We start from the raw sequence: 23789 nt of genomic DNA on the forward strand, positions 1-23789 counted from the left end.
TATTGTTAATTGTTTGTTTTGTAAGCTTTTAAGCAGCATAACATTTATATTCACATTTTTGAGTCATACGGATTCTTGATGTGGTCCTTTTAATTCTTTTGGAATTAAGTAAGAACTAGTCTATTTTATTCAATCCTAATAATAAATAGCTATGCCCAAATTACACCCAAATATTAACAAATCAGGGGAAGTTTAAGCAGCCCTAAATATCTCGGATGGTCTCATAAAATATTTATTCGGGACTTTGGGATTATAAATAGGAAGTGCAATGTAAAAAAGGTTAAAAAAAGATTCAATGAATAAATTATTTCATTTTTATCACTGGAAACTGCACTTCGGTTAAAAGTTCACTTTCAGGAACCTCTGCAGGATCGTTGAGGTACACTTCGGTTACTGGTCCCACAATGTCGTAGCCATTTTTAACAGCATAATCTACCACGGAGTGTATAACTGGCCCTACTGCCGTATAAGGGCCCTGGTGTATGGCTGACAGTACCGTGTGCTCGGGGATTTCCTTAATACCGATCTTGCCTTCGGGTACTGCATCTCCTGCAAATGAAAAACCGATTTCATATCTCAAGTCTTCCTCAGCCACATCTTCCGGGCTGTTGTAGTAGGTTCCATAAACTCGGCCAGTCATTTTAAGTTCTTTTCCCATAACCCACTGCCCTACCTCTTGTATGTAATCAGGGATACGATCATAACTTCCACTGTATGGAATATAAGCCACTTTGGCCTCTTCAATCCTTTTTTCTATTACTTCCATGTTTTACACCCTTAATGTAAACTTAGTTTTCCATTTGTTAACTATTTTATTGATGGACTTTTCCCGATCTCATAAAACTTTGAATGTAAATTTTGGTAAGATAATGGTGTTAAATGAACACTCAATGAGATGATATTGGAGTTAGATGTATATTGCCAAATAATCCCCGATAATTTTATATCTTAATGGGGAAACCATATTCTAATGACAAATTCTAATTCAATAAATAACTGGGTGACTACCAGTCGTATTGAAACATTGGTGGATGGTGTATTTGCCATTGCCATGACCCTTTTGGTTTTAAGTATTGGAGTGCCTGATGTATCTTCTGCCTTAACTGAAGCTGCATTCCAACAGCAACTATGGGATTTATGGCCTAAACTGTTAAGTTATGCCCTGAGTTTCTGGATACTGGCTGGATTCTGGAGGGTGAATCATCAGCAGTTTTTCTTCATTAAACGTTCCAACACTACTTTGATCACCATAAATGTTTTCTGGTTACTTTTTATAGCAATGGTACCCTTTTCCACCGAGATAATAGGAGAATTTGGTAGTTATTTCACAGCCAGTGTGATATTCCAGTTGAACCTGTTTTTCGCAGGTGTTTTATATTGTGTGAACTGGATTTATGCAGTCCGAAAAGGATTAGTTGATGAAGATCTGGATGAATCATCAGCGAAGCTAATAACCAGAACCACTATGATTTTCCCGGTATTGGCCATAGTGGCCCTTGGCTTGTCTTATTATTTCTTTGCCTGGGCTAACCTGGTGTACCTGGCCAATCCACTCATAAAAAAGCTTATCCAGTAACCAAACACTACCTACTGTTCTAATTAGAAGATTTTTTTTATTCTATGTTTTTTAATTTTTTGCATATTTGGAAATTATTTTTTCATCACTGGAAACTGGATTTCAGTTAATAGTTCACTTTCAGGAACCTCATCGGGGCTGTTCAGATAACTTTCCAGGGGCGGACCTGCAATCTGGTATCCCTCATTCTGAGCATGTTCAATTAAGGCCATGTAAACTGATGCGGCCTCACCGTAAGGTCCTTTGAATATGGTGGAAACTGCTTCATGCTCTGGGATTTCTTTAATCTGTATATCCTCCTCTCCTTCCAGATCTCCAATGAATGCAGCTCCCACTTCCCATTTTAGGTCTTTTTCAGATACTTCCATGGGACTGTTGTAGTACAATCCATAGACTGGCATTTGTATTTCAACTTTTTTAGACATTAACCATTCTACTACTTTTCCCAGAGTTTCTGGGATCTGCCCGTAACTCCCATTTTTTAGGATAAATGCCACCTGATACAGGGGGATAGTTTTTATTTCGATTTCCATTGTCAATCACTCTCTTTTGAATTACTTTTCAATGTCATTAATTTAGACATTTAGAATTATCTAGTTTTGGTGAGCAACTGAAAAGTAATTTCATTATTTAACAATGAAATACACCAATACAGACAATTTTAATTTTTATTCAGGTCATAGTTTTTAAAAGCAGCCACCACCAGACTGTAATTGTACAAATCCAATTCCATTTATTATCCTGAAAATATAAGCATTTCATAACATTCCTGGTAATTTTTAAATTCCTTAAAGGAATAGCTCATTTGCCAATCCCTTATGGCATTATTAAATCTTTTTTGTTTTTATTACCATCTAATTTCTTCACACCGTACTTTATAATCCATTGATACCCTTAACTGGATTAAGAACGAGTTTATCTACTCCTCTAATTTCAATAATTATCGGGGTTATTGTCCTAAAACCCAGAAAACTACTTTTTTTACTTAAATAATTTTAAACCATCCTTAAATCCTTCACCAACTTTCTCACCTAGTTTATAATAACCTCGAAGGGATAAATCGTAAATCAATGGTGATACTTTTTCAATGTTTATTCTAGTCAATTCTTGACCTTCTTTCACATTTATGGTAGACAATACTTCTTCATCAGCCTTCAAATCCACTACTTCGCCTATGAACATGGTATGAGACCCCAGAAAAATTGTTTCTTTCAACTGACAGGATATAACCACTGGAAACTCCAAAATGTATGGTGCATCTACTAATTCACTTTGTACTGGTGTGAGTCCTGAAACTTCAAATTTATCCACTTTTTTCCCAGTGGCCAGTCCAAAATAATCAGCTTCTTCCATGTATTTATCAGAAGGGATGGACACAGTGAAGGCATTTCTTTTCATGATATTGTGGTAGGTGCATGTGGCTTCACGGAGGGACACATAGATGCATGGTGGGGTCAGACAGCATATCCCTCCTGCAGCGGCATTCATCACATTGGGCTTACCTTTGTCATTGTAGGATCCCACTGGAAACCTAAATTTTTTGCTCCGAGACTCTTTTTCATATAATACACCCTCTCTAATCATTAATCTAAATTAACATGATAATATCACAATTTAGAACAGACATAGCCCCTTAAATTATCTGCTTTAACTTCCACAGAATCAATTGAAAATCCCGCTTTCACCAGCAAACCTTCCATTATCCAGTCATAGGTACTGAATTCATCACGGATATGAACTTCAATTTCATCCGCCATGGAATCACCCGCAGTATCCCTCATTTCTTGTATCATCTTTCCAAGGGCCTTTTGATAATCCTGACTATTAAAGGTGAACACAACATCGAAAAGATAGAGCTTTCCACCTGTTTTTAGAATTTCTGCCATTTTAAGGAGTGCCACTGATTTCCAGAAATCAGGGAGGTGATGAAGTGCAACCATGGAAACGATTTTATCTACTTTATGGGACTTACCATGATTGTAAGTTAAAAATCCTGCGCAATGAGTTTCAATATTGGTAATTTCCTCATTTTTAGCTTTTTCTTCGAGAATATCGAGCATTTCTCTTGAAATATCCACACCAATGACTTTCTTACAATTTTTTGTAAGATTTAATGCAATTCCACCAGTTCCACAACCGAAATCCAGTACAGTATCATCTGGTGTAATTCCTAATGTCTGAACAATGGCCTCTGTTTCATCCTCGAAGTTTCTAAATTTTTGATGTTCTTTATCATATTCTCGGGCTATTTCTGGATCTAAATAATCCACTCCTGCCTGTTTTTCATCATAATACCATTTTTGATTGTTTCCCATTTTCGTCACATTCCCCACTAATCTTACTGTTGATATTTTTAATATGGATACCTGCAATTGTTTATTCTATTTTAATTTTGCCAGATTATGTTGATCAAACCTGATTATGTTGATCAAAATTAATACTCCGACACAGATATACATATGAACAGGAATTATTTCATAACCCTAATTATTCCATAACCCCTCCTGGAACTTCAATATTGTACGGTTATTTTGAATACATGTCCAAAATTGGCATATACAAAAAACATGAGTGGGATGGAAGCCAACCGAAGATTCCTGAAGATGTATGGGTTGTGTCCACTTATTTATATCCGATATAATAATTTACAATGAGAATCTTAAATAAAACCGTGATTTTTATGAGTTCTTTAAATTTCGAGAATCTAAAGGCATTAGCAGAGAGATTTGTCTCTCAACTGTTACAGAAAAATTATGACAGGGCAGCCAGCCAGTTTGATGACCAGATGAAAACTGCTTTTCCTGAATCTGAGTTAAAGAAGTCATGGCAACGTCTAACTCTACCCGCAGGTGATTTAATTCAGATGGGTGTGTTGCAAACTGCTGAAATGGAAGGCCATCGGATTGTTAGTGTCAGATGTCAGTTTGAATTGGCTGCCATTGATGTACAATTGGTGTTTAATAGTCAGGGCCAAATCAGTGGATTGAGTTTAATACCCTCAAAAACTGAGTACCATCCACCCGCATATGTGGATACTTCTACTTTCAGAGAGGTTGAAGTGACTATTGGGAAGGGTAAATGGGCAGTGCCAGGTACTCTTACAATCCCAAATAATTCTTCTGATAATACTGAACCTTTTCCAGGTGTGGTGCTGGTTCATGGTTCAGGCCCCAATGATCGGGATGAAACTATTGGCCCCAACAAGATATTCCGTGATCTGGTATGGGGTCTGGCTTCAAAAGGAATTGGAGTGCTAAGATATGATAAACGAACCCTTAAACATGCTTCAGAGTTCACAGAAGACATTGTTTCCAAGATGACAGTCAAGGAAGAAGTCATTGAAGATGCACTACTAGCAGTTAACTTAATGCGCGAGACACCTGAAATCGATTCGAGCCGTGTTTTTGTGTTGGGTCACAGTTTAGGTGCGTCTGTTGCCCCTCGTATCGGAGAGCAGGATACGGATCTGGCGGGACTGATTATCATGGCCGGGACTATCCGCCCACTGGAAGATACTATTTTAGAACAATTCACCTACCTTTACAGTCTTGCTGGATCTATGACCGATGAACAGAAGGCCACATTAGAATCTTTGAAAGTTAAAGTAGCCCGTGTGAAGGACCCCGAACTTTCTGAGGGAGTTCCATCAAAAGAACTACCTTTAGGGATCTCAGCTACATATTTCCTGGATTTACGCAGTCATCCGACTAAAGAAATCCTGAAAAACCTGTCCTTGCCTATGTTGATTTTGCAAGGAGGACGTGATTATCAGGTTTCACCCACCCAAGACTTCCAAGTATGGGAAGACGAGCTTAAATCTCGAAAAAATGTTTCTTTCCATATTTTTCCCAGCTTAAACCATCTATTTATTGAAGGGAAGGGTAAATCAACTCCACAGGAATATGGAGTTGAGGGTCATGTTAGTGAAGAAGTAATAGAAGATATCAGTCAATGGTTAAAAAAATTTGAGTAGAAACTAATGACCTATTCATCTCTTTTATTTCTATTTGGAGGGCCTATAAAATGTCATATAAATCCCACATCCCCGATGGATTAACATCCATCCGATTCATAGCTGCCCCTCTCTTTTTTTATGCCTTTTTAAATGATTTATTTCTAGTATCACTCTTTATACTAATTTTATCAGGTATTACAGATGTATTAGATGGTTATGTGGCTAGAAAAATGGGCACATCATCAAATAAAGGAGCATATCTTGATGTGACTGCGGATTTTGCCCTTATTGTAATTTGTTTCTTGGCCTATATTATCAAAGGATGGTATGATCCCCTGATCCTGGTCTTGATCATCGCCATGTTTTTGCTTTTCGTGGCTACATCAGGCCTTGAAAAACCAGTTTACGATCCACTGGGCAAATATCTGGGAGCTTATCTTATGTTAATGATATTTATCTCCCTCATATTCCCTGAAATAGTTTTACGGCAAGTTTTACTTATTCTTTTAATATTAATCTGTTTAACATCTGTCCTTACTCGTTTATTCTTCTTTATGCGCAGATCAGATGGTTTATAAAACGCTAGATCAACATTATAAACTTTTTTTAAGTTTATAAACTTAGTTTATAAACTTAAATCTGCCTGACATTTTCACAAGATGAATGAAGAAAGTATCAGAGGGAACAGAACATGCAACACTATATCTGCGGAGAAGTGGCTGATCATGGCTGATTCCAATCCTTTTTTCCAGTAAAGCCAACCAAATATTATGGCCCCAATTCCATTTAGTACTATGGCTCTGACAATTACCAATGGTGTGATGGCTATTATTGAGCCAGTTATAGGTAGATGTCCAATTCCAAAGAGAATTGCAGTTATTATAATGGCTAAGGAGATTCCGATGGTGGTGGGCTTCCCCTCTGGGGTTTTTTTAATTTTATAGAATATCCAGACTATAACCGTCATCACAAATAGTCTAAATAGTATTTCTTCACCAATTCCACCATAGAAAGATGCTAAGAAGCTCTTCCAAAGTGGTACTGTTAACTCTGCACCCTGAAGAACACTGGATGCAGATGTGAATAGAAAGCTAAATAGAATGATTAAGATACCTGCAAGAACCCCTAATCCTACAGAAATACCTAAAATAGATTTCAGATAGTTTCCTACTTCTCTCCCTTCGAGCCAACCCTCCAATATTGGCATTTTGAACCCAACACGTTTATATAGGGTTAAACCAACCAGGATGGCAATTGCAAACAGAATTATGCTTTGGATTAATTGTGCAATTAAAACAACCGGGGTGAAAACACTGGCTAATGCCGGGCTAAGGGCCAGGGCATAAGGAAGGACCAGTAGACTGGCAATAATACTTGCAACAAAAAGAATCAAAAACAACTTCCAATTAATGTTTAATTTCATATTTATCACCTATTCAATACTTAATTTCCATGTTAATTAACTTATTCAACGCATTTTAGGATTATAACCATCTTATGTTATTAATTAAGTTAAGTAAAGTTTATTATCTTTCATTTTTTAATAGATCTACCAGACCACGCGACCAGCTACGTATACCATCCCAGTCACGGTAATCATGGCGTTTAGTTGGATCTAATCCTTTTTTTTCCAAATCTTTTTTAATAAATCTCTGGGTGAAGTTAAAAACGATTCCATGTTTGGCATTAGGATCATAAACACTACCAAAAAGTCCGGTTGCCACTGGTTGGTTTACCAGGTTCTTGGCGGCCACTTCGTCCAGATATTTCTCCTGGCCTTCGGCCCGACTATCTTCTTCATTGGCAGCACCACAACTGACAAATAGGGCAACTTTTTTCTTCGCTAGGGTGGATTTATTGTTTTGAAGGAATTTAAGGGATCCTTTGGTCCATTTACCCATTTTTATCCCACTTCCCACTATCACCAGGTCATAGAGGGTTACATCACAATCCTTAATCCTTCGGATATCGACCCGGTCAACTTCAACTCCTTCTTCCTTAATAACACGGGCTATTTCTTCAGCTATTTCAGCGGCGGTGCCGTATCGACTTCCATATACAACTAATGCTTTCATGAACATCAACTCCTTATTTTTTAGCTTCCCTGTACAATTCACTGGATGTTTTTTCCAGTTTACCCATTATTTCAAATAAATTTTTTATATCAATATCTTCCAGTCCATTGAATAATGAGACTATGGATTCAGCATCTTCTGGGGTTCTCTTATTCCAGAATTCAAAACATTCGGCTGTGATCTTTAAACGGTTGATACGTTTATTCTCAGGGTATCGTTCTATTTTCAAAAATCCCCTAGCTTCCAAACGGGTGGCCAGTTGTTTGACGTTCTGGTGGGTGGTGCTCATGGCATCAGCCACTTCTTGCATGGAAGGGGGATTTTGGAAGGCATTGACCATCACGATCATCATTAGCCATTGTTTAGTGGTTATTTGGTCATCGGCAAGATCTTTGTTGATTACATATCCCCATCTTTGCTGAACAAGGAATAAGACTATTAAGATGTATTTTTCCATCTCCAACCTTTCCGAACTGTATTCTTCCTTAATTTCATTTGAATCCTTCATTATTTTACCCGTATGGTTTCTATATCACCTTTATGGACTTCAACATATTTATTTCCATTCACGGAGCCTTTTATCTGAGAGTAAAAAGCTACTGAAATTATTATTCCCAGAACCGTGACAATTATAAAGAACATAGCCTGTCCTAATTCAATATTCACACCATTTTGTGCCATGAAATAGATCATGGAAAGTATTGCAGTTCCCAGTAGTGATACTTTTATCAAGAATATGGAAGCAAGTGCATATCCCCATTCTTTGCCTTTAAATAGAAGTACTCCGGTAATTACTGCCGCAGGAACAACAACTCCTAAATCTAATGCTTGAATTACCAGCGTAGTGTAAGTTTCCAGTGCAGATGGCGCAATACCAGTTAATAATGAATCAATAATCATTTTAAGCCACATTCCAGCAAGCATTAACCCAATAATTACCAGGAATGCTGCGGCAATTTTATGGATAACTCCTGGGGAGAAACTTTTCTTGATACTTTTCGTGTCTAGAGATAATAGTTCTCCCAGGAGCGTATACAGCGATATGGAAAATATGGCCACATAAACCAGGAATAGTTGATTATAGGATGTAAGGAAAGCCATTGACGCGTAGGAATACAGGAAGTAAAATATGATCCCCACCCAAATCAAGTGTCCTCGGAGTGAATCTTTTCTGATTAAATATAATGTACCAATTAACAGTGGAATACAGATTACCAGTGTAACTAAATCCTGGCCCATCATTTGAGCTGTGCCAGAAATTGTGTCATGTTGATAAAGTCCTTTCCAAAATAATCCAGCTAAGGTTGCTATTAATGCCAGAATGGCAACTGCAATTGAGTTTGTATATATTATTTTTTTGTTCATTTTCTTCCAACCCCAATAGGTAATATATTACATATTTAGGTAATATATTACCTAAAGAGTAGGAACTAGTATATAAACTTTTTTGAAGATTAAATTTTCTTCCAGTTGATTAGTAAAATATCTCAAAGTTGTTTTAATCAGTATCCACATAATAATAATCACTGATTATTAAGGGGATTTTTGGAGGTATTAGAATGGAACATTCCCATCAGGACCATGAAATGGGCAAGATGAAAAAGAAACCCGACGGTCATGACCACCACCATATGATCGCCGAGTACAAGCGGCGTTTTTGGATTTGTTTAATTTTAACAATCCCTGTAATCGTTCTAACGTCACACATACAGCATTTTTTAGGTATCAGTCAATATTTGGCGTTTACTGGTGATATTTACATCCTTTTCATTTTGTCATCCATCATATTCTTTTACGGTGGCTATCCTTTCTTTAAGGGAATCTACAATGAGTCAAAGTCAAGAATGCCTGGAATGATGACCTTGGTGGCGGTAGCCATAACCACTGCCTATATTTACAGCAGTGCAGTGGTTTTCGGACTTAAAGGTGAGATATTCTTCCTGGAACTGGTCACCCTGATTGATATCATGCTTCTGGGGCACTGGCTGGAGATGCGATCAGTCATGGGTGCCTCAAGAGCCCTGGAAGAACTGGTAAAACTCTTACCTTCATCTGCCCATAAAATAATGCATGATGGGGAAACCATGGAGGTTCCACTTGAAGAATTGGTAGTGGGAGATCAGGTGCTGGTTAAACCGGGGGAGAAAGTTCCTGCTGATGGGCAGATTACGCATGGTGAAACTAACATTGATGAATCCATGCTCACTGGGGAGTCGGAACCGGTGTATAAAAAGATTGCAAGTGAGGTTATAGCTGGATCAATAAATGGGGATGGCTCCATCCAAGTAGAAATCCGGAAAACAGGTAAGGATTCTTTTTTATCACAGGTGATAAATTTAGTAGAAGAAGCCCAGGCTAGCCAATCCAAAACACAGAACTTGGCGGACCGTTTCGCCATGTATCTGACAATTATAGCCCTTACTGGGGGTTTCATAACTCTGGTGGTCTGGATGATAGTCACTGCACAGGATTTGGCCTTTTCTCTCGAGCGGGCGGTGACGGTGATGGTTACTACATGTCCACATGCACTGGGACTGGCCATCCCTCTGGTTGTAGCTGTTTCAACAGCACTATCAGCTAGCAACGGTCTATTAATAAGAAATAGAACTTCTTTTGAGAAAGCACGGAACATAAATGCCATTATTTTTGACAAAACTGGTACCTTAACCAAAGGAGAGTTTGGAGTAACTGATATCATTCCATTGGATGATAAATTTGACTCTGGAGAAATCTTAAAATATGCCGCATCATTGGAGGTATATTCCGAGCATCCCATTGCCAAGGGGGTGGTAGCTGAGGTGACGGATCATCTTCCGGTGGATAATTTCAGATCAACTCCTGGAAAAGGTGTTAAAGGTCTGGTTGGGGAAAGAAAAGTTGAAGTAGCAAGTTCGGGGTATTTAAAAGAATTGGGCCTTGGATTTGATGATGAGAGAGTTGATGAGTTGTTATCTCAGGGAAAAAGCACGGTTTTTGTTATTATTGATGGTAAAGTGAGGGGTGCCATTGCCCTGGCTGACATTGTCCGTCCTGAGTCCAGGGAAACTGTGGCCAGGTTTAAGGAAATGGGTATTAAGTGCCTCATGATAACCGGAGATAAGAAGGAAGTGGCAGAATGGGTGTCCCAGGAAGTGGGTCTGGATCAGTATTTTGCCGAGGTCCTCCCTCAGGATAAGGCCCGAAAAGTAAAGGAAATACAAGAAAAGGGACTGGTCGTGGCCATGACTGGTGATGGTATCAACGATGCCCCTGCCCTTGCTCAGGCAGATGTGGGAATTGCCATTGGGGCCGGGACTGATGTGGCCATAGAAACAGCGGACATAATCCTGGTTCGAAGTAACCCTCTGGACGCCCTTTACATAATCAAGTTGGCTCGTTCTACCTACCGGAAAATGGTTGAGAACCTGGCCTGGGGAGCAGGCTACAACATATTTGCCATACCCCTAGCCGCCGGGGTTTTATCGGCTTATGGGATTATTTTAACCCCTGCCATGGGGGCAGTGTTGATGTCTGCCAGTACCATAATTGTGGCGATTAATTCCAGGTTTTTGAGGATGGAAAAATAGAAGTAACGATCATGGAATAGTGAAAAATCAACTTAAATCATCTTTTAACTCAATAACAATTTCACAGTAAGCATCACCTGCACACAACTTTTTTTTGAATCGTGGGATATATTGGGGGTTCAGAGTTTCGACTAAAATAGTACAATATCTTGGACAACCTTCCATTATATTTTTATCAGGAGAGGTACCTGTTTCTTTAAACGAATTGAATGCTGGGCACAAAGTTACATTTTCTGTAACACGATTTGGGGTGTTTTCTATGGGTTCATGTTCAACACCTCCCATCATGATCTGAGTTAACATTAACCAAGCATCCCTGATTTGCATGGCGTCTTCAGCTGGCAATCCCAGGGAGTCAATCATTGTTTTAATTTCCTTTCTTATATCCTCTTCTGATCTGTGATCTTCCAGTGGCATATCACTTTCTTCTCTTAAAGATGGTTTTATATGGGTCGATCTGTTTATCAAATTCCAAGCAAAGCTATGATAGCGTTTTGGACTAATTTTATTGAGTTCGAGAAGCATCTTCTGCTCTGAGTTTAGGGCAAATGCATTTATAAAAGCCATTCGGCTAAATATGGCTGCAGATACAGGATCTAAATCTGCATGAATTGAACCCTCATCTATACCTTGCTGGTAAGCGTCAGCTAGCATGTGAATCATTTCATTAACAGCTTGGAGGAGATATTGCACATTGGGATCTTGGGCATCTTCAAACTGTTCATGATATAATTCAATTCCTACTTTCCATTTTTGAGGATTAGAAATAGTAAATTCCATTAGCGCTGTTCCGGTGGCAACTACCTTCTCAGAACCGGTTTGATATAGGTCCATTTTATTTTTTATGGCCTGGTTAATCTCTTTATTTATACGGGCATAAATTGCAGCAAACAAACTTTCCTTGGTATTGAAGTAAAGATAAATAGTTCCAATGGCAAAATCTACTTCTTCTGCCACTTTATTCATGGTAAGTTGCCCTATTCCTTTTTCTGCAATTAATTTTTCCGTGGCATCTAGTATTAATCTCTTATTTTGCGCCTTCTTACGTTCCATTCGCGAGATCATAGTATAACTAAAGTCTGTGATGTTTATTGTATTTTTCTGATGATCATAATGTTTCATGTTCAAATATGATCAGTTCTACAGTATCTTATAGATTCTCCCAAAAAATAAAAAAATGGGGTGAAAAACTATTTTTTTGATGTTATTAACCCTCCTAAGAGCATCAAACTTGCCAATAATAGTCCTAAAATTGATGTTCCTGTTTCCTGCATTCCCACAGCACTGTTTGTTTCTTTGCTTGTGGATGCTGCTTTTACCAATGCTGAACTACTTGAACTACTTGATGGGTCTGAGAGGTCCGTGCTAGGTGAAAAATGCACGTAAACTAATGTGCCGTAATAGATGTAACTGATGTGAGGATTCCCTGAATTATCCAATGCCATGGAAGATAATACTCCCATACCTTTTGCAAGCCGTTTCACTTCTTGTATATTCCAGCCCGCAGCCATAAAACTGGCGTACTTCTGGATATTATCATTACCACCACTAAACACGTCTTCATAGTAGATATGTGGATTTCCCGAAGCATCAAATGCTAGGTCATATACAAATCCTCCATGAGTTGGATCTACTGTAGTTTTATCCCATGATACACCATTCCAGGCAGTGTGAATTAGACCACTGGCACTGGTGTAAGCTATATGGGGATTCCCCCAACCGTCCACAGCTATAGCGCTGTTTTCCCAAGTTCCAATGTTCACAGCTACGTTTTCGATTTCCCAGGGTGAACCGCCGATATGATATGCATATTTCACTATATTATTTGTATTATCAAAATAGCTGATATGTGGATTACTTTGGGCGTCTAAAGCCAGCGAAGTATAACCCGTAGCAACTGTTTCTACGTTTTCGATTTGCCATGGATTGTTGTAGATTTTGTAGGCATATTTCACTAAATTAGTTGTCTGGTCATGATAACTGATGTGTGGATTGCCGTGATTGTCTAAAGCCAAGGATGTGTGATAAGTTAATGCCGTGTCTACGTTTTCGATTTGCCAGGGGTTGTTGTCGATTTTATAGGCATATTTCACTAAATTATTAGTCTTATCATAATAGCTGATGTGTGGGTTATTAGATCCATCTAAAGCTAAAGAAGTATCTAATCCTACATTTCCAGCAGTATCCACAGTTTCAGTTTGCCAGGGATTATCTCCTGTCTTTGAAGCATATTTTAAATCTTCGGTGTTGCTATCATAATAGCTGATGTGTGGATTACCGAGATTATCCACTGCTATTGAGTTATCGAGTGAGGTCATGCCTCCAAGATTATTATCCACTGTTTCCATTTTCCATTGACCATCTGCTGCTGCTACGGCACCGCAAAAGACTAAACTGAAAAGTACTGTTAATAACACCATTATTTGTTGTTTTTTAATCTTTTCACCTCCTTTTACAACTTTTTCCTTAATTAAAATGGAAGATAGTATTTTTCATGAAAATAACATTGTTTTAATTTATTCTGTGATTTCTTCTTCTGATTTATGTTTTTCAGTGACACGTCATTTCTTCTTCGAAAGATGGTTTTATATGGGTGGATCTGTTTATCCGATCCCAATATACGTTCTGATGGTGTTTTTGACTTATATAGTTAAGTTAGAGAAGTATTTTCTGTTCTTAGGTAGTTTACAAGCTCATGCGGCTCAATATGGCTGCAGATACAGGATTTAAATCTCTATGAATTGTGCCTTCATCTATACCTTGCTGATAATCGTCAGCAAACATATGTGCCATTTCATTAGCTGTATGGGGAAACTCTTGTATATGGGGATTCTTTGTTTTTAAACTGAATTCCTTTATTCTATTATGCGGGGACCTGTTTTGCACCATTACAAGTGGGGCAAGTAACTTTATATTCTTTTAATGGTGGAGTAACTTTTGTACCTCCACAGTTACTACATTTTACCCCGGATCCTGCAAGTGATTTTGGATCTAACCCCGTACCACCACAGTAACTGCAAGTAGTCAAGCGTTTTTCTGTAACAGTTCCATCCGTACATGTTGGACAATCTACATATTTGGTTCCTGGTGAACCGGAGTTACCCTCTGAATTTCCAATTCCCTGACTTCCACTTTGACTACCGCTACCTTGACTTCCAATTCCCTGGCTTGAAGCCCCCTGTTCTGAGGAATTGTTCGAAACATTCAATGCTATTCCAGTTGGTTGAAATAAAACAAACGCTCCAATTAATCCAACCAGCACTATGGCTGCAATCGCTCCTAAAATCAATTTTTGCTTATTTTTCATGTTTTAACATCTCCTTTCTGTTAACCTCCTCTAAGTCGCATACCCTAAAACAGAGCTAACATTTGCTTCATGATAACTAATGATGTCATTAAAACTTCTAATTTCTTTAATAATACTTGAATAGTTCCCCATTGCATTTGAAAGCCATAATAATCTCTGGAGTAACATAACGCAATTTTAATAACCTGCTTCTTGAAGGAGTTTTTGGCCTTCAGGGGTGTTAACACACCCATCACAGATTTTTAATTGAGGGCCGTTCCTCGGACTCTGAAACTGCTTTTCACAGACCGCGCAGGTTAAAGTTACATATTCACTTTGAGTTTCAGTTTGAGTATTGGTTTGTTGGGTGTTTGTTACCTGAGTGGAGGTACTTGTTGGTGTTTTTTGAACATTTCCTGAATTACTGGAAGATGTTGGGTTGGGGGTGGTGTTGTTAGAAGTGGCATTCCTCGGGGTCTGAATGGTCCAGACCAGCCCTATTCCCAATATCAAGATTATCACAATGAGTGCTATGATGATCCAATCTTTATTTTTCATTTTCTCCTCCGGGACAATTTAAGCAATTAAAAAAGGATATGGGAATGGATTATTACATCATAGTCCCGTCTCCTGGATCCATCCTACCATCACCATTACAGTTATAACAGTGTACTATACCTCCGTTACAACCTGGCTGCCCACCCGCACATTTCTGACCTGTTTGAGGATCTATTCCTGTTCCATGGCAAATAGGGCAATTATAGTAACCTTTACCATTGCAAATCGAGCAAATAGCACCTTTTTCTTCTGGAGTGGGATTGTTTTGTTGCTGAGAAATTTGATCTGTTTTCTGGGTGTTGGTAGCAGTTTTTTGACTCACTTGACTGTTTGTGCCATTTTCACTGCTCTGTGTAGTGTTATTTGTAGAATTATTGGATGAAGTCATATAACCTGATGCTTGGAAGGCTAAAAATATAACTAATAATAAAACCACTATACCAATAATAAGTTTATGACCGTTTTTCATTTCATTTCACCTCCTTTAGATTAAAAACATTATTCCATAATATTAATGGGATTCAAAGGCATGATTCTGACTTAATTTCATACCTTTACTTGCATCTCCATCATTACCAAGAACCTGGATTCGCATAATCGATGATTAATAGGCAAAGAATTAATTTCAGATGATTTTAAGGATATCAAACCAATAAAAACCACTAAAACTACAAAGAGAAGCAACCCCCATATTTTATTTTATTTTTCACTAAAATCCCACCCTATATTTTCACCTTAACTCGTCTACTTACTCGTTGTACCATTTTTTAAATTTGTTCCACATGCTTTCCGATGATTTAATTTGTGGGCGGGGCAGCCCTGATTTTTTAGGTGGGTTTGTCCCTCTCGATCGCGGTTTTGTTAATTTTTCCTTTTCTTCCCTCAATTTCTGATTCTCATATTCCAGTTGAGAAATGACACATTCCATGTGTTCTTTTTCATCCTCCCATGAATTTCCTGGATTTTCTGGTGCTGATTCATTTCCACCGGGGGTGTGACCAATCATGGGCTTATCATCCCTAATTGAATCTTCCTTACTAATTTCCGGTAGATTTATTGAATTTTTCTTTACAGATGATTGAACTACATCTAAAGACCCTGAAGGGTTCAAATCAGGATTTGTATCGGGGTAGAGAGTTAAATCCGCACCACATTTAGAACAGAAGTTTACTACTTCCACGTACTCTTCCCCACATTCAGTGCAAAACATTTTTTACCCCCTTAATCCAATTTTACTATGATTTTTTAGCATACCTCTTAGATAGATCCCGGTTGCAGCTCCAATTCCAGTCAGAACTGCGTAAACGATTAGAGCAACCAGTAAGGTAAGAATTCCACCACCAGCTAAGTATAGTCCTAAGGATATTCCATTGAGGGAGGCAACAAGAATTATAAGGATGTCAAACACCACTCCTGTCAAAACTCCCATAATAGCTCCATGAATGATTCCATCCTTGTAATCTACTTCCATGAGGTAGAGACTCACTAAACCTCCTAAAAACAGTCCTAAGAATCCTCCCAATGGTCCGAGGATAAGTTCAAATATGAAAACCAGCACTATCGTTATTAAAGTTCCAATTAGAATCGCTTTTGGCTTAAACATCTAAAACCTCCTTAATCTTTCTAACTTTATCCTGATTTTAAAAAGGAAAAATAGGGGAAATGGTTTTTATACAACACCTTTACCTCCACAAACAGGGCAAGTGACTGATTTTGTTCCGGTTTTCTGCACTAGAGATCCCTTTGATCCATGACAAGTTGGACAAGTAATGTATATGCTCTCAATTTGATCATAGATCTGGCCAGAACCACCACATCTACTGCAAGCAACCCATTCTACATAGCTATACGGTTCAGTTATCTGTCCAGAACCTCCACATTTTGTACATACTTGTTGATTAGGGCCAGGTTGTACAGGAGTCGGAGTGCTGGTTTGAGTATTGGTGGGCTGTGTGTTTGAAGGTGTAGACTGTTGATTAATAATCATATCATTTTGAGATGATGAGAGTGATTGTGAAAGTGGTTTATAAGGTGAATACCATCCTACTAAGTGTTTGATCCCGGTGAAAAGATTCTCAAGCATGTTATATCCAAAGATGTTAACGGCGCGATAGTCAAGAAGCAGAGACATTTGCCCATCTTTAACCCCATATTCTCTTTTCAACTCCGCAGTAGCTGTGTTAACGTCCTCCTTGAATTGGCTATCCGAGATTCCCATTTCTTCCTTAAGTAGACTTGCTTCACCACTGTTGGGGTCGATGTTTCCTCCTGTTAAAATGGCCCATATCTTAATTTGGGTTTTATAGGCATTGCTGCCATCATCAGGATTGGATTTTTCAACTATATCATAGATCACAGCTGGAGAAATATCTGAACTGGTTAAAGTCTCTCCTACTTGGGCTTTCTGACCTGGTTCCAAACAGAAAGCGTAATAAGTTACACCGTTTGAATCCGTTACTTGATGGGGCACGGTTCCAGCGGGGGTTACTTGGCTGGTGGTTGTTGCATTTCCATTTAGATGTACAAACCCTGGTTCAGGTATAAATGTTCCATTTGGATTTTGGGTATAAGGCCAATCGGGATCTCTAAGTCCGGGGGTTGCTGGTTTCACCCAACGAACAATAATAATGATTGGATCTGGAACTGGGATTGGACGGATTTCTGGAAGAATCACAGTTCCATTTGGGGATTGAGATTCGTTTCGAGTTGTGGTGTTGGTAGAAATTTTTGAAGTCTTTTTAACAACCACCATGTCCTGGGAATTCTGGTTAACATACACGGTTCCAGTTTGTATGGTTGTAGTTTGATTTCCCCCTCCCGATGAGTTTCCATTGCCCCCAGGACTACCGCCTCCGGTTTGGCCCCCTCCTTCACCTCCAGGACTTCCACCACCATCCTGTCCCCCTGGCGGTGAAGGGAGTGTAGGGATTTCCTGATCTCCATAAGTGGCAAAAGAAAAGCTTAAAAGTCCAAAAATGAATAAAAATGCCATAAATATGGAAATTGACTTATAATTCATATTTTCCCCCCTAAACATTAATTTAAATTTTCATTTGTGGTCTTTATATAAGTGAATAGAATTCACTAATATATATAATTCATTAATGAATGGTATTCATTATTTGATATTTATAATTTTCTATTGGGTAATTATAAAAAAAATGATTCGAAATGAGGAAATATCTGAATTTATTAGAGTTGCCCAACATATTATAGTATAGGGTGGTTTAATGCAAGAATTGTCATTTATATCGCAGATGACTCTTTACGTGCTCCTACTCTTAATTGGTTTTTTTGCAGTGATTATCTGGGTATGGCAATATAGGGTGCTGGGAGGTAAATCCCTAAAAAATCCTGATGGGTCCCGGGATGATTGGCATGGGCAGAAAACCCATTATGGTCTGGCGTTTGCTGATGTATTTCTAGCTTGCCCGGCAACCATTGTGGGAATTATCCTTATTTTCATCATGCCTCGATGGGGGTACTATATTCTAGCTTTAACCAGTTTCTGGCTCATATGGGCGAACTTAATGACCACTTCAACTAGTTTGCGGTTTGAAAACCCAAAGATTAGTTTAACATGGTTTGTAACATTTCCACTGGGGGCTATTGTGGGATTTGCATATATTCTATGGACTTTTATCAATTTTGAAGTCATTTTTCCATGATAGTTTTAGAAATGATAATTAAATTGTGGATACTCCTTTTTGATTACGACAGTTCCTGGATTACAACAGTTCCTGCAACCATATCTCCAATTCTCTGCTTTTTATCAGACTTCACGCTAACTATAATACCTAACAAACCAGGTATGATGAACGGAATCAGATCTGCAACTAATAAAAGGTTCCTTAAAATGCTCTGGCGATAATTAATGGGCGTTTGGGTGTATTCATCAACAACTCTCAATCCCAGAGCTATTTTACCGATTGTTTTCCCATTTCTTTCCATCAAAACTAGGTAGAAGAATCCTATGATGATGGTGAGAATAATCCCGATTTGGAAAATTAACTCTGGGCCGAATGAATCCGTTTTGGGTATTAAATAAATTAAAATAATCATCACCACCAGTACAACTCCGGATATCACCATTAACAGAACCATGTCGATTAAGAAAGCCACTAGCTTTCTGGGGGTAGATGCATACTCCGCGACTACTTTCTCTCCGCATTCGGCACAGTAAACTGCAATTCTGGGATTGGTAGCTTTACAGTTAACACACTGGATTTCGGTTGGGGCTTGGTGAAATCCATTTAATTTATGCTGTGTTTTGAATATTAATGATAGTTTATCGCTTTTTTTCCAGAAGATAATGATTAAAAGGATGAATGGCAGGATAAAGTAGGGAACGCCCAGAGATGGCCCCGCGCCCATGGTTAACATGGATGGCAAATCACCGACGATATCCAAACCGTCTACCATGCTTGTAACCATGATGTTATTGGCAATATGAGCACCAATAGCTGTTTCTAAGCTATTTTCTCCTAAAGTGATGATACCCATCACCATTCCAAAAATGAACATGTTAAAAACAGCTGCTAACCCTGCGGTAACATTTTGACCATTCCAGAAATGTCCAATGGCAAAAATAGCTGAAGTCAAAAAGAGGGGTATGAATGGTTTTCGGGTTAAGAGTCCTATTCCCTGCATGAGATATCCTCTGAAGAAGATTTCTTCAAAGGATGCCTGTATGGAGAAGATGATTAGGCTCAGGATTAACAGGGTGAGAAATGACAGATTTAATGATAGCTTGACTGATGAAGGATTTATAAGCACATCCACCACCAGGGAAACACCCATGATAAGGGACCAGAGGCCAGCTCCCTTTAACATTCGCCTCCAGTTAAAACGGGAAACGGTGTTAATCATGCTTATAATTGTTTTATGATGGATGAAACGGGAGCAAATATAGAAAATCACAAAAGACAGGGTGTAATAAACCCCGAGCATTATCATGAAAATTATGGGATTTATAGTATTTACTACTTTATCCGGATCTATATCCATTCCCTGATGATTTAGGATGATAAATGGAATTAATATTATTAAAAACAGTATAAAGGGCCCCATCCAGGTAGCAGCACTGGTCAGGAGATATCTCCACCAGTTGTTTTTTCCCTGATGGGCATTGTCTAAAAAGGTTATTCGATCCATCCTATCTGAAACCAATATCAATTATCAACCACTCAAACACGTTTTAATGGGTTATTATATTATTATCTGTTTCTAATTATTGGACTTTTGAGTTTGGTGCTGTATTTTTTCAGTAATTACAAGAATATGTGTATTATTTATCCATTGTATATTAATATTGCTATAATTAATTCCATAAAACTATTTTCAGGATAACTTAAAAAAATTAAAAAAAAATTTGACCTAAATTTGATTTAAGCGCCGGGACTGGGATTTGAACCCAGGGTGAGCATTGCTCATAGGATTTCGAATCCTACGCCTTACCTGACTAGACTATCCCGGCATGCACATTGAAATTAAATTTACCTAGCATTAATATTTTTGGTTGATTACAAAGGGGATACCAGGTTGATTATTATGATCTGAATTAGACCCTAACACTTATATGTTCAATTGAACATATCTTCATATGAGCATATTTTCTTAAAAAAAGAACGTTCCAATTATCCCAAAAAAATAGGAATTATAGACATGTCAAAAAATCATCAACATCATCAATGTACAGACGCAGATTCAACAGATACATGCACCTGCTGCGGAGGCGACCTGTTCGAGGAAAAACAGGCAATGTGGAAGCACAAACCTATGGCAATCATCATAACCTCTGCAGTGATTTTTGCGATGGGCATAATCCTTGAAAAATTCCTGGATCAGGGATTCCTTGCTGAGGTAGCATTCCTGGCGGTAGTGGTAGTTGCCGGTTTTGAAATAATTAAAGGAGCATTTAAAGGATTATCAGAGCTTCGTTTCAATATGAACCTGCTTATAACCGTTGCTGCTGTTGGAGCATTTTTGATTGGTCATGGTGAAGAGGGTGCTGCAGTGATGTTTCTGTTCTATGTTGCTGAGTTTCTGGAGGACTATGCCAGTGAAAGAGCACGCAGCTCAATAGCATCCCTCCTTAAACTGGCACCTGAAACTGCACATGTAATTAGAAATGGCCAGGAACTTGAAATTCATACACATGCCGTGAAACTGGATGAGAAAGTGGTGATTCGCCCTGGTGACAAGGTTCCTCTTGATGGATTGGTGGTTAAAGGATCATCAGCGGTGGATCAGTCCCCCATAACCGGGGAAAGCATACCCATCACCAAAAAAGAGGATGACGAGGTCTTCGCAGGCACCATAAACACCGAAGGTTACCTTGAAATCAGGGTAACCCGAAGGTCAGATGAAACCATCATATCCAGAATAATAGAATTAGTGCGCGAGTCTAAAAATAAAAAATCAAAAACAGAAGCATTCATTGACCGCTTTGCCACCTATTACACTCCAACAGTTATTTTAGCAGCGATATTAGTGGCATTAATACCCCCATTCTTCATGAATATGTCTTTTGATGAATGGTTCTACCGGGCCCTGGTTTTACTGGTGGTATCCTGCCCCTGTGCACTGGCAATATCCACCCCTGTCTCCATGGTCTCGGGGATAACCTCCGCTACCAAAAACGGTGTTCTCATAAAAGGAGGAGAGTATGTGGAGGAAATGAAGAATGTGAAGGCAATGGTCTTTGATAAAACAGGAACATTAACTGAAGGCCGTCTGGAAGTGGCAAAGATCATCAACTTCAATGATACTTCTCGAGAGGATAATTTACGATTAACTGCTTCTCTGGAATCACATTCCAAACATCCCCTGGCCAAAGCCATACTCCAAAACGCAACAGACGAAGGTTTAAAACTGGAAGAGGTTCATAACTTCAAATCCATCACTGGAACAGGTTTAACGGGTGAAATCAATGGAAAACTATTCTACGTGGGAAATGAAACCCTCTTTAAAGATTCAGGTCTTTTAGATGAAATGGAATCCAGAGATAATGATATTCTGGAGAAAATAAGAGAATATGAGAAAGAAGGTAAAACCACGGTCTTACTGGGAACCGAACAGAAGATCATGGGGTTAATGGTTCTCATGGACCGGATCAGGGATAATGCCCTGGAAACGGTTAAGTTCCTTAAAAACAGTGGTATCAGGACGGTCATGCTCACTGGAGATAATGAGGGTACTGCCCGAAGGGTGGCATCCCAATTAGGTCTGGATGAATATTACCACAGCCTCCTACCAGAGGATAAGGTGGAAAAAATAGATGAACTGGTTAAACGCCATGGACACGTGGCCATGGTGGGTGATGGTGTTAATGATGCACCCGCCCTAGCAAGGGCCAATATAGGAATTGCCATGGGTGCAGCTGGTTCAGATGTGGCAATTGAAAGTGCAGACGTGGCCCTGATGCACGATGACCTGTCCAAACTGGAATACCTTTTAAAACTGAGCAGAAAAACAATGGGAGTGGTGCAGCAGAACGTGGCACTTTCAATACTGGTTAAAAGTTCCTTCGCCATCATGGCAGTGCTTGGCTTTGTAACCCTGTGGATGGCAGTGGGAATTGGGGATATGGGCCTTAGCCTGGCAGTTATACTCAATGCCATTAGGATTGGCAATCAGAGAATCCAGTAAAATTCTCTTAAATTGTTTTTTTTAATTCTTTTTTATTTTTTTATATTTTACTGGGATATCCTTGAGAATTACTAACTCTCTTGAACTCCTGCAGTTTTTCCAGAGGATATCCTTTTTGGATGTTTTCTCTGGCTAACTCCACTCCTCCTTTAAGGTCACGGGCCTTGCCTGCCAGGAAGAGAATAGCTCCGGCATTGGCCAGACAGATATTCATCCGGGCCTTTTGACTGGGATTTTCCATTTTCCCCTCCAGAACTTCCATTGCAATTTCCAGATTTTCCTGGAGAGTATCCTGAGCCCGGATCAAATCTTTATCAACCAGTTCAAGCCCAAAATCTTCAGGATAAAGTTGGACAACTTCTATTTCACCATGATCCAGGATGGCGGCGGTGGTTTTACCGATAAGGGAAATTTCATCCAGAGCAGGTTTACCCCCAGCATCAAAACCATGTACCACCATGGCCCTTTTAACTCCTAAATTCTTGAGGACCTGGGCAATTAACTCCACATAGTCGGGATGAAAAACACCCATCAGTTGAATATCTGCACTGGCCGGGGAAGTTAATGGTCCTAACATATTGAAAACCGTGCGGATTCCCAGTTTTCTCCGTACAGGCATAACCTGTTTCGTGGCAGGATGGAAGTTTGGGGCGAACATGAATCCCATCCCTGCATTTTCAAGGCAAAACTCCACACCAGATGCATCACAATTTATATTCACTCCCATGGCCTCTAAAATATCAGCACCACCACATTTACTGCTTATGGCACGATTCCCATGTTTGGCAATGGGAACTCCAGATGAGGCTGCGATTATAGTGGCAATAGTGCTGATATTAAAGGTTTTAAAGCTATCTCCCCCTGTACCACAGGTGTCAACCAGTGGTTCATCTAACTGGGGAGTTACCTTGATGGAAACCTGGCGCATAGCTCTTACAAAGCCTGTTATCTCGGCAGCAACCTCTCCTTTAATGGCAAGTGCAGATAGAAACGCGGCCATGTGCACTTCACTGGCCTGGGCACTGACCATTTCCATCATACACTCATAAGCTTCGTCTTCGCTTAGATCTTCCCGGGATACAACTTTTTTTAAACAGTTTTCAATCATCTCTACACACTTACC

24 protein-coding genes and 1 tRNA gene are annotated in these 23789 nt (G+C 39.1%); 6 read left to right on the forward strand and 19 right to left on the reverse strand.

Translation table 11 applies throughout. From position 1 onward, the window contains the following. Positions 1 to 304: 304 nt before the first annotated feature. Complete coding sequence (locus tag HY987_RS11290; RefSeq protein ID WP_292758649.1) at positions 305 to 766, reverse strand: GyrI-like domain-containing protein; 462 nt, start codon at positions 764 to 766, stop codon at positions 305 to 307. 204 nt (positions 767 to 970) lie between these two features. Between HY987_RS11290 and HY987_RS11295 the strand changes: the two genes are divergently transcribed. Continuing rightward, positions 971 to 1576 carry a TMEM175 family protein gene (locus HY987_RS11295; RefSeq protein ID WP_292758652.1) on the forward strand — a complete coding sequence of 202 codons (606 nt, stop codon included), beginning with the start codon at positions 971 to 973 and terminating at the stop codon, positions 1574 to 1576. A gap of 74 nt (positions 1577 to 1650) precedes the next feature. Here the strand turns inward: HY987_RS11295 and HY987_RS11300 are convergent, their stop codons facing one another. From HY987_RS11300 to HY987_RS11310, 3 genes are all read right to left on the reverse strand, one after another. Further along, complete coding sequence (locus HY987_RS11300) at positions 1651 to 2109, reverse strand: GyrI-like domain-containing protein (protein WP_292758655.1); 459 nt, start codon at positions 2107 to 2109, stop codon at positions 1651 to 1653. 448 nt (positions 2110 to 2557) lie between these two features. Continuing rightward, positions 2558 to 3160, reverse strand: a complete 603-nt coding sequence (locus tag HY987_RS11305) for a flavin reductase family protein (RefSeq protein WP_292758658.1) — start codon at positions 3158 to 3160, stop codon at positions 2558 to 2560. Between the two features lie 23 nt (positions 3161 to 3183). Next, on the reverse strand, positions 3184 to 3891 hold the full coding sequence (locus tag HY987_RS11310; RefSeq protein WP_292758759.1) for a methyltransferase domain-containing protein: 708 nt from the start codon (positions 3889 to 3891) through the stop codon (positions 3184 to 3186). A gap of 365 nt (positions 3892 to 4256) precedes the next feature. Here HY987_RS11310 and HY987_RS11315 point away from each other — a divergent pair, with 365 nt between their 5' ends. Beyond that, entirely contained in the window at positions 4257 to 5549 is a 1293-nt protein-coding gene (locus HY987_RS11315) for an alpha/beta fold hydrolase (protein WP_292758661.1), read from the forward strand. A gap of 50 nt (positions 5550 to 5599) precedes the next feature. Then, on the forward strand, positions 5600 to 6109 hold the full coding sequence (locus tag HY987_RS11320; RefSeq protein ID WP_292758663.1) for a CDP-alcohol phosphatidyltransferase family protein: 510 nt from the start codon (positions 5600 to 5602) through the stop codon (positions 6107 to 6109). 74 nt (positions 6110 to 6183) lie between these two features. On the opposite strand, the gene HY987_RS11325 is transcribed toward HY987_RS11320, so the two are convergent. The 4 genes from HY987_RS11325 to HY987_RS11340 all read right to left on the reverse strand — a co-directional run bounded on the left by HY987_RS11325 (position 6184) and on the right by HY987_RS11340 (position 8971). After that, on the reverse strand, positions 6184 to 6954 hold the full coding sequence (locus HY987_RS11325) for a CPBP family intramembrane glutamic endopeptidase (protein WP_292758666.1): 771 nt from the start codon (positions 6952 to 6954) through the stop codon (positions 6184 to 6186). A gap of 103 nt (positions 6955 to 7057) precedes the next feature. Then, positions 7058 to 7606, reverse strand: a complete 549-nt coding sequence (locus HY987_RS11330) for a flavodoxin domain-containing protein (RefSeq protein WP_292758669.1) — start codon at positions 7604 to 7606, stop codon at positions 7058 to 7060. 13 nt (positions 7607 to 7619) lie between these two features. Then, positions 7620 to 8114 (reverse strand): MarR family transcriptional regulator, encoded by a 495-nt coding sequence (locus HY987_RS11335; RefSeq protein ID WP_292758672.1) that lies wholly within the window; start codon positions 8112 to 8114, stop codon positions 7620 to 7622. Then, positions 8114 to 8971: a hypothetical protein gene (locus tag HY987_RS11340; protein WP_292758675.1), complete on the reverse strand. Its 858-nt coding sequence runs from the start codon at positions 8969 to 8971 to the stop codon at positions 8114 to 8116. The genes HY987_RS11335 and HY987_RS11340 overlap by 1 nt, the downstream gene beginning before the upstream one ends. A 194-nt stretch (positions 8972 to 9165) precedes the next feature. Between HY987_RS11340 and HY987_RS11345 the strand changes: the two genes are divergently transcribed. Further along, on the forward strand, positions 9166 to 11172 hold the full coding sequence (locus HY987_RS11345; RefSeq protein WP_292758678.1) for a copper-translocating P-type ATPase: 2007 nt from the start codon (positions 9166 to 9168) through the stop codon (positions 11170 to 11172). A gap of 27 nt (positions 11173 to 11199) precedes the next feature. On the opposite strand, the gene HY987_RS11350 is transcribed toward HY987_RS11345, so the two are convergent. The 8 genes from HY987_RS11350 to HY987_RS11385 form a co-directional block, all read right to left on the reverse strand. Then, positions 11200 to 12237, reverse strand: a complete 1038-nt coding sequence (locus HY987_RS11350; protein WP_292758681.1) for a TetR/AcrR family transcriptional regulator — start codon at positions 12235 to 12237, stop codon at positions 11200 to 11202. Between the two features lie 125 nt (positions 12238 to 12362). Beyond that, complete coding sequence (locus HY987_RS11355) at positions 12363 to 13592, reverse strand: hypothetical protein (RefSeq protein WP_292758684.1); 1230 nt, start codon at positions 13590 to 13592, stop codon at positions 12363 to 12365. A gap of 443 nt (positions 13593 to 14035) precedes the next feature. Continuing rightward, positions 14036 to 14479, reverse strand: a complete 444-nt coding sequence (locus HY987_RS11360) for a hypothetical protein (RefSeq protein ID WP_292758687.1) — start codon at positions 14477 to 14479, stop codon at positions 14036 to 14038. A 177-nt stretch (positions 14480 to 14656) separates the two neighbouring features. Then, positions 14657 to 15016, reverse strand: coding sequence for a hypothetical protein (locus HY987_RS11365; protein WP_292758690.1), 360 nt, complete (start codon positions 15014 to 15016; stop codon positions 14657 to 14659). A gap of 52 nt (positions 15017 to 15068) precedes the next feature. Continuing rightward, positions 15069 to 15485, reverse strand: a complete 417-nt coding sequence (locus HY987_RS11370; RefSeq protein WP_292758693.1) for a hypothetical protein — start codon at positions 15483 to 15485, stop codon at positions 15069 to 15071. 279 nt (positions 15486 to 15764) lie between these two features. Then, complete coding sequence (locus tag HY987_RS11375; RefSeq protein WP_292758696.1) at positions 15765 to 16226, reverse strand: zinc-ribbon domain-containing protein; 462 nt, start codon at positions 16224 to 16226, stop codon at positions 15765 to 15767. Positions 16227 to 16229: 3 nt separating this feature from the next. After that, positions 16230 to 16619, reverse strand: coding sequence for a DUF5518 domain-containing protein (locus HY987_RS11380; RefSeq protein WP_292758699.1), 390 nt, complete (start codon positions 16617 to 16619; stop codon positions 16230 to 16232). Positions 16620 to 16685: 66 nt separating this feature from the next. Next, complete coding sequence (locus HY987_RS11385; protein WP_292758702.1) at positions 16686 to 18035, reverse strand: hypothetical protein; 1350 nt, start codon at positions 18033 to 18035, stop codon at positions 16686 to 16688. 211 nt (positions 18036 to 18246) lie between these two features. On the opposite strand from HY987_RS11385, the gene HY987_RS11390 reads away from it, so the two are divergent. Further along, positions 18247 to 18684, forward strand: coding sequence for a hypothetical protein (locus tag HY987_RS11390; protein WP_292758705.1), 438 nt, complete (start codon positions 18247 to 18249; stop codon positions 18682 to 18684). Positions 18685 to 18727: 43 nt separating this feature from the next. Here the strand turns inward: HY987_RS11390 and HY987_RS11395 are convergent, their stop codons facing one another. Next, complete coding sequence (locus tag HY987_RS11395; RefSeq protein WP_292758707.1) at positions 18728 to 20191, reverse strand: RDD family protein; 1464 nt, start codon at positions 20189 to 20191, stop codon at positions 18728 to 18730. A 217-nt stretch (positions 20192 to 20408) separates the two neighbouring features. Next, positions 20409 to 20492 (reverse strand) — tRNA-Ser (locus HY987_RS11400). A 188-nt stretch (positions 20493 to 20680) separates the two neighbouring features. Here HY987_RS11400 and HY987_RS11405 point away from each other — a divergent pair. After that, the gene (locus HY987_RS11405) at positions 20681 to 22666 is read left to right on the forward strand and encodes a cation-translocating P-type ATPase (RefSeq protein ID WP_292758709.1); all 1986 of its coding nucleotides are present in this window, start codon (positions 20681 to 20683) and stop codon (positions 22664 to 22666) included. 40 nt (positions 22667 to 22706) lie between these two features. On the opposite strand, the gene trpD is transcribed toward HY987_RS11405, so the two are convergent. Further along, entirely contained in the window at positions 22707 to 23774 is a 1068-nt protein-coding gene (gene trpD, locus HY987_RS11410; protein ID WP_292758711.1) for an anthranilate phosphoribosyltransferase, read from the reverse strand. Positions 23775 to 23789 lie beyond the last annotated feature (15 nt).

Source organism: Methanobacterium sp., from assembly GCF_016217785.1.
Lineage (GTDB): Archaea > Methanobacteriota > Methanobacteria > Methanobacteriales > Methanobacteriaceae > Methanobacterium.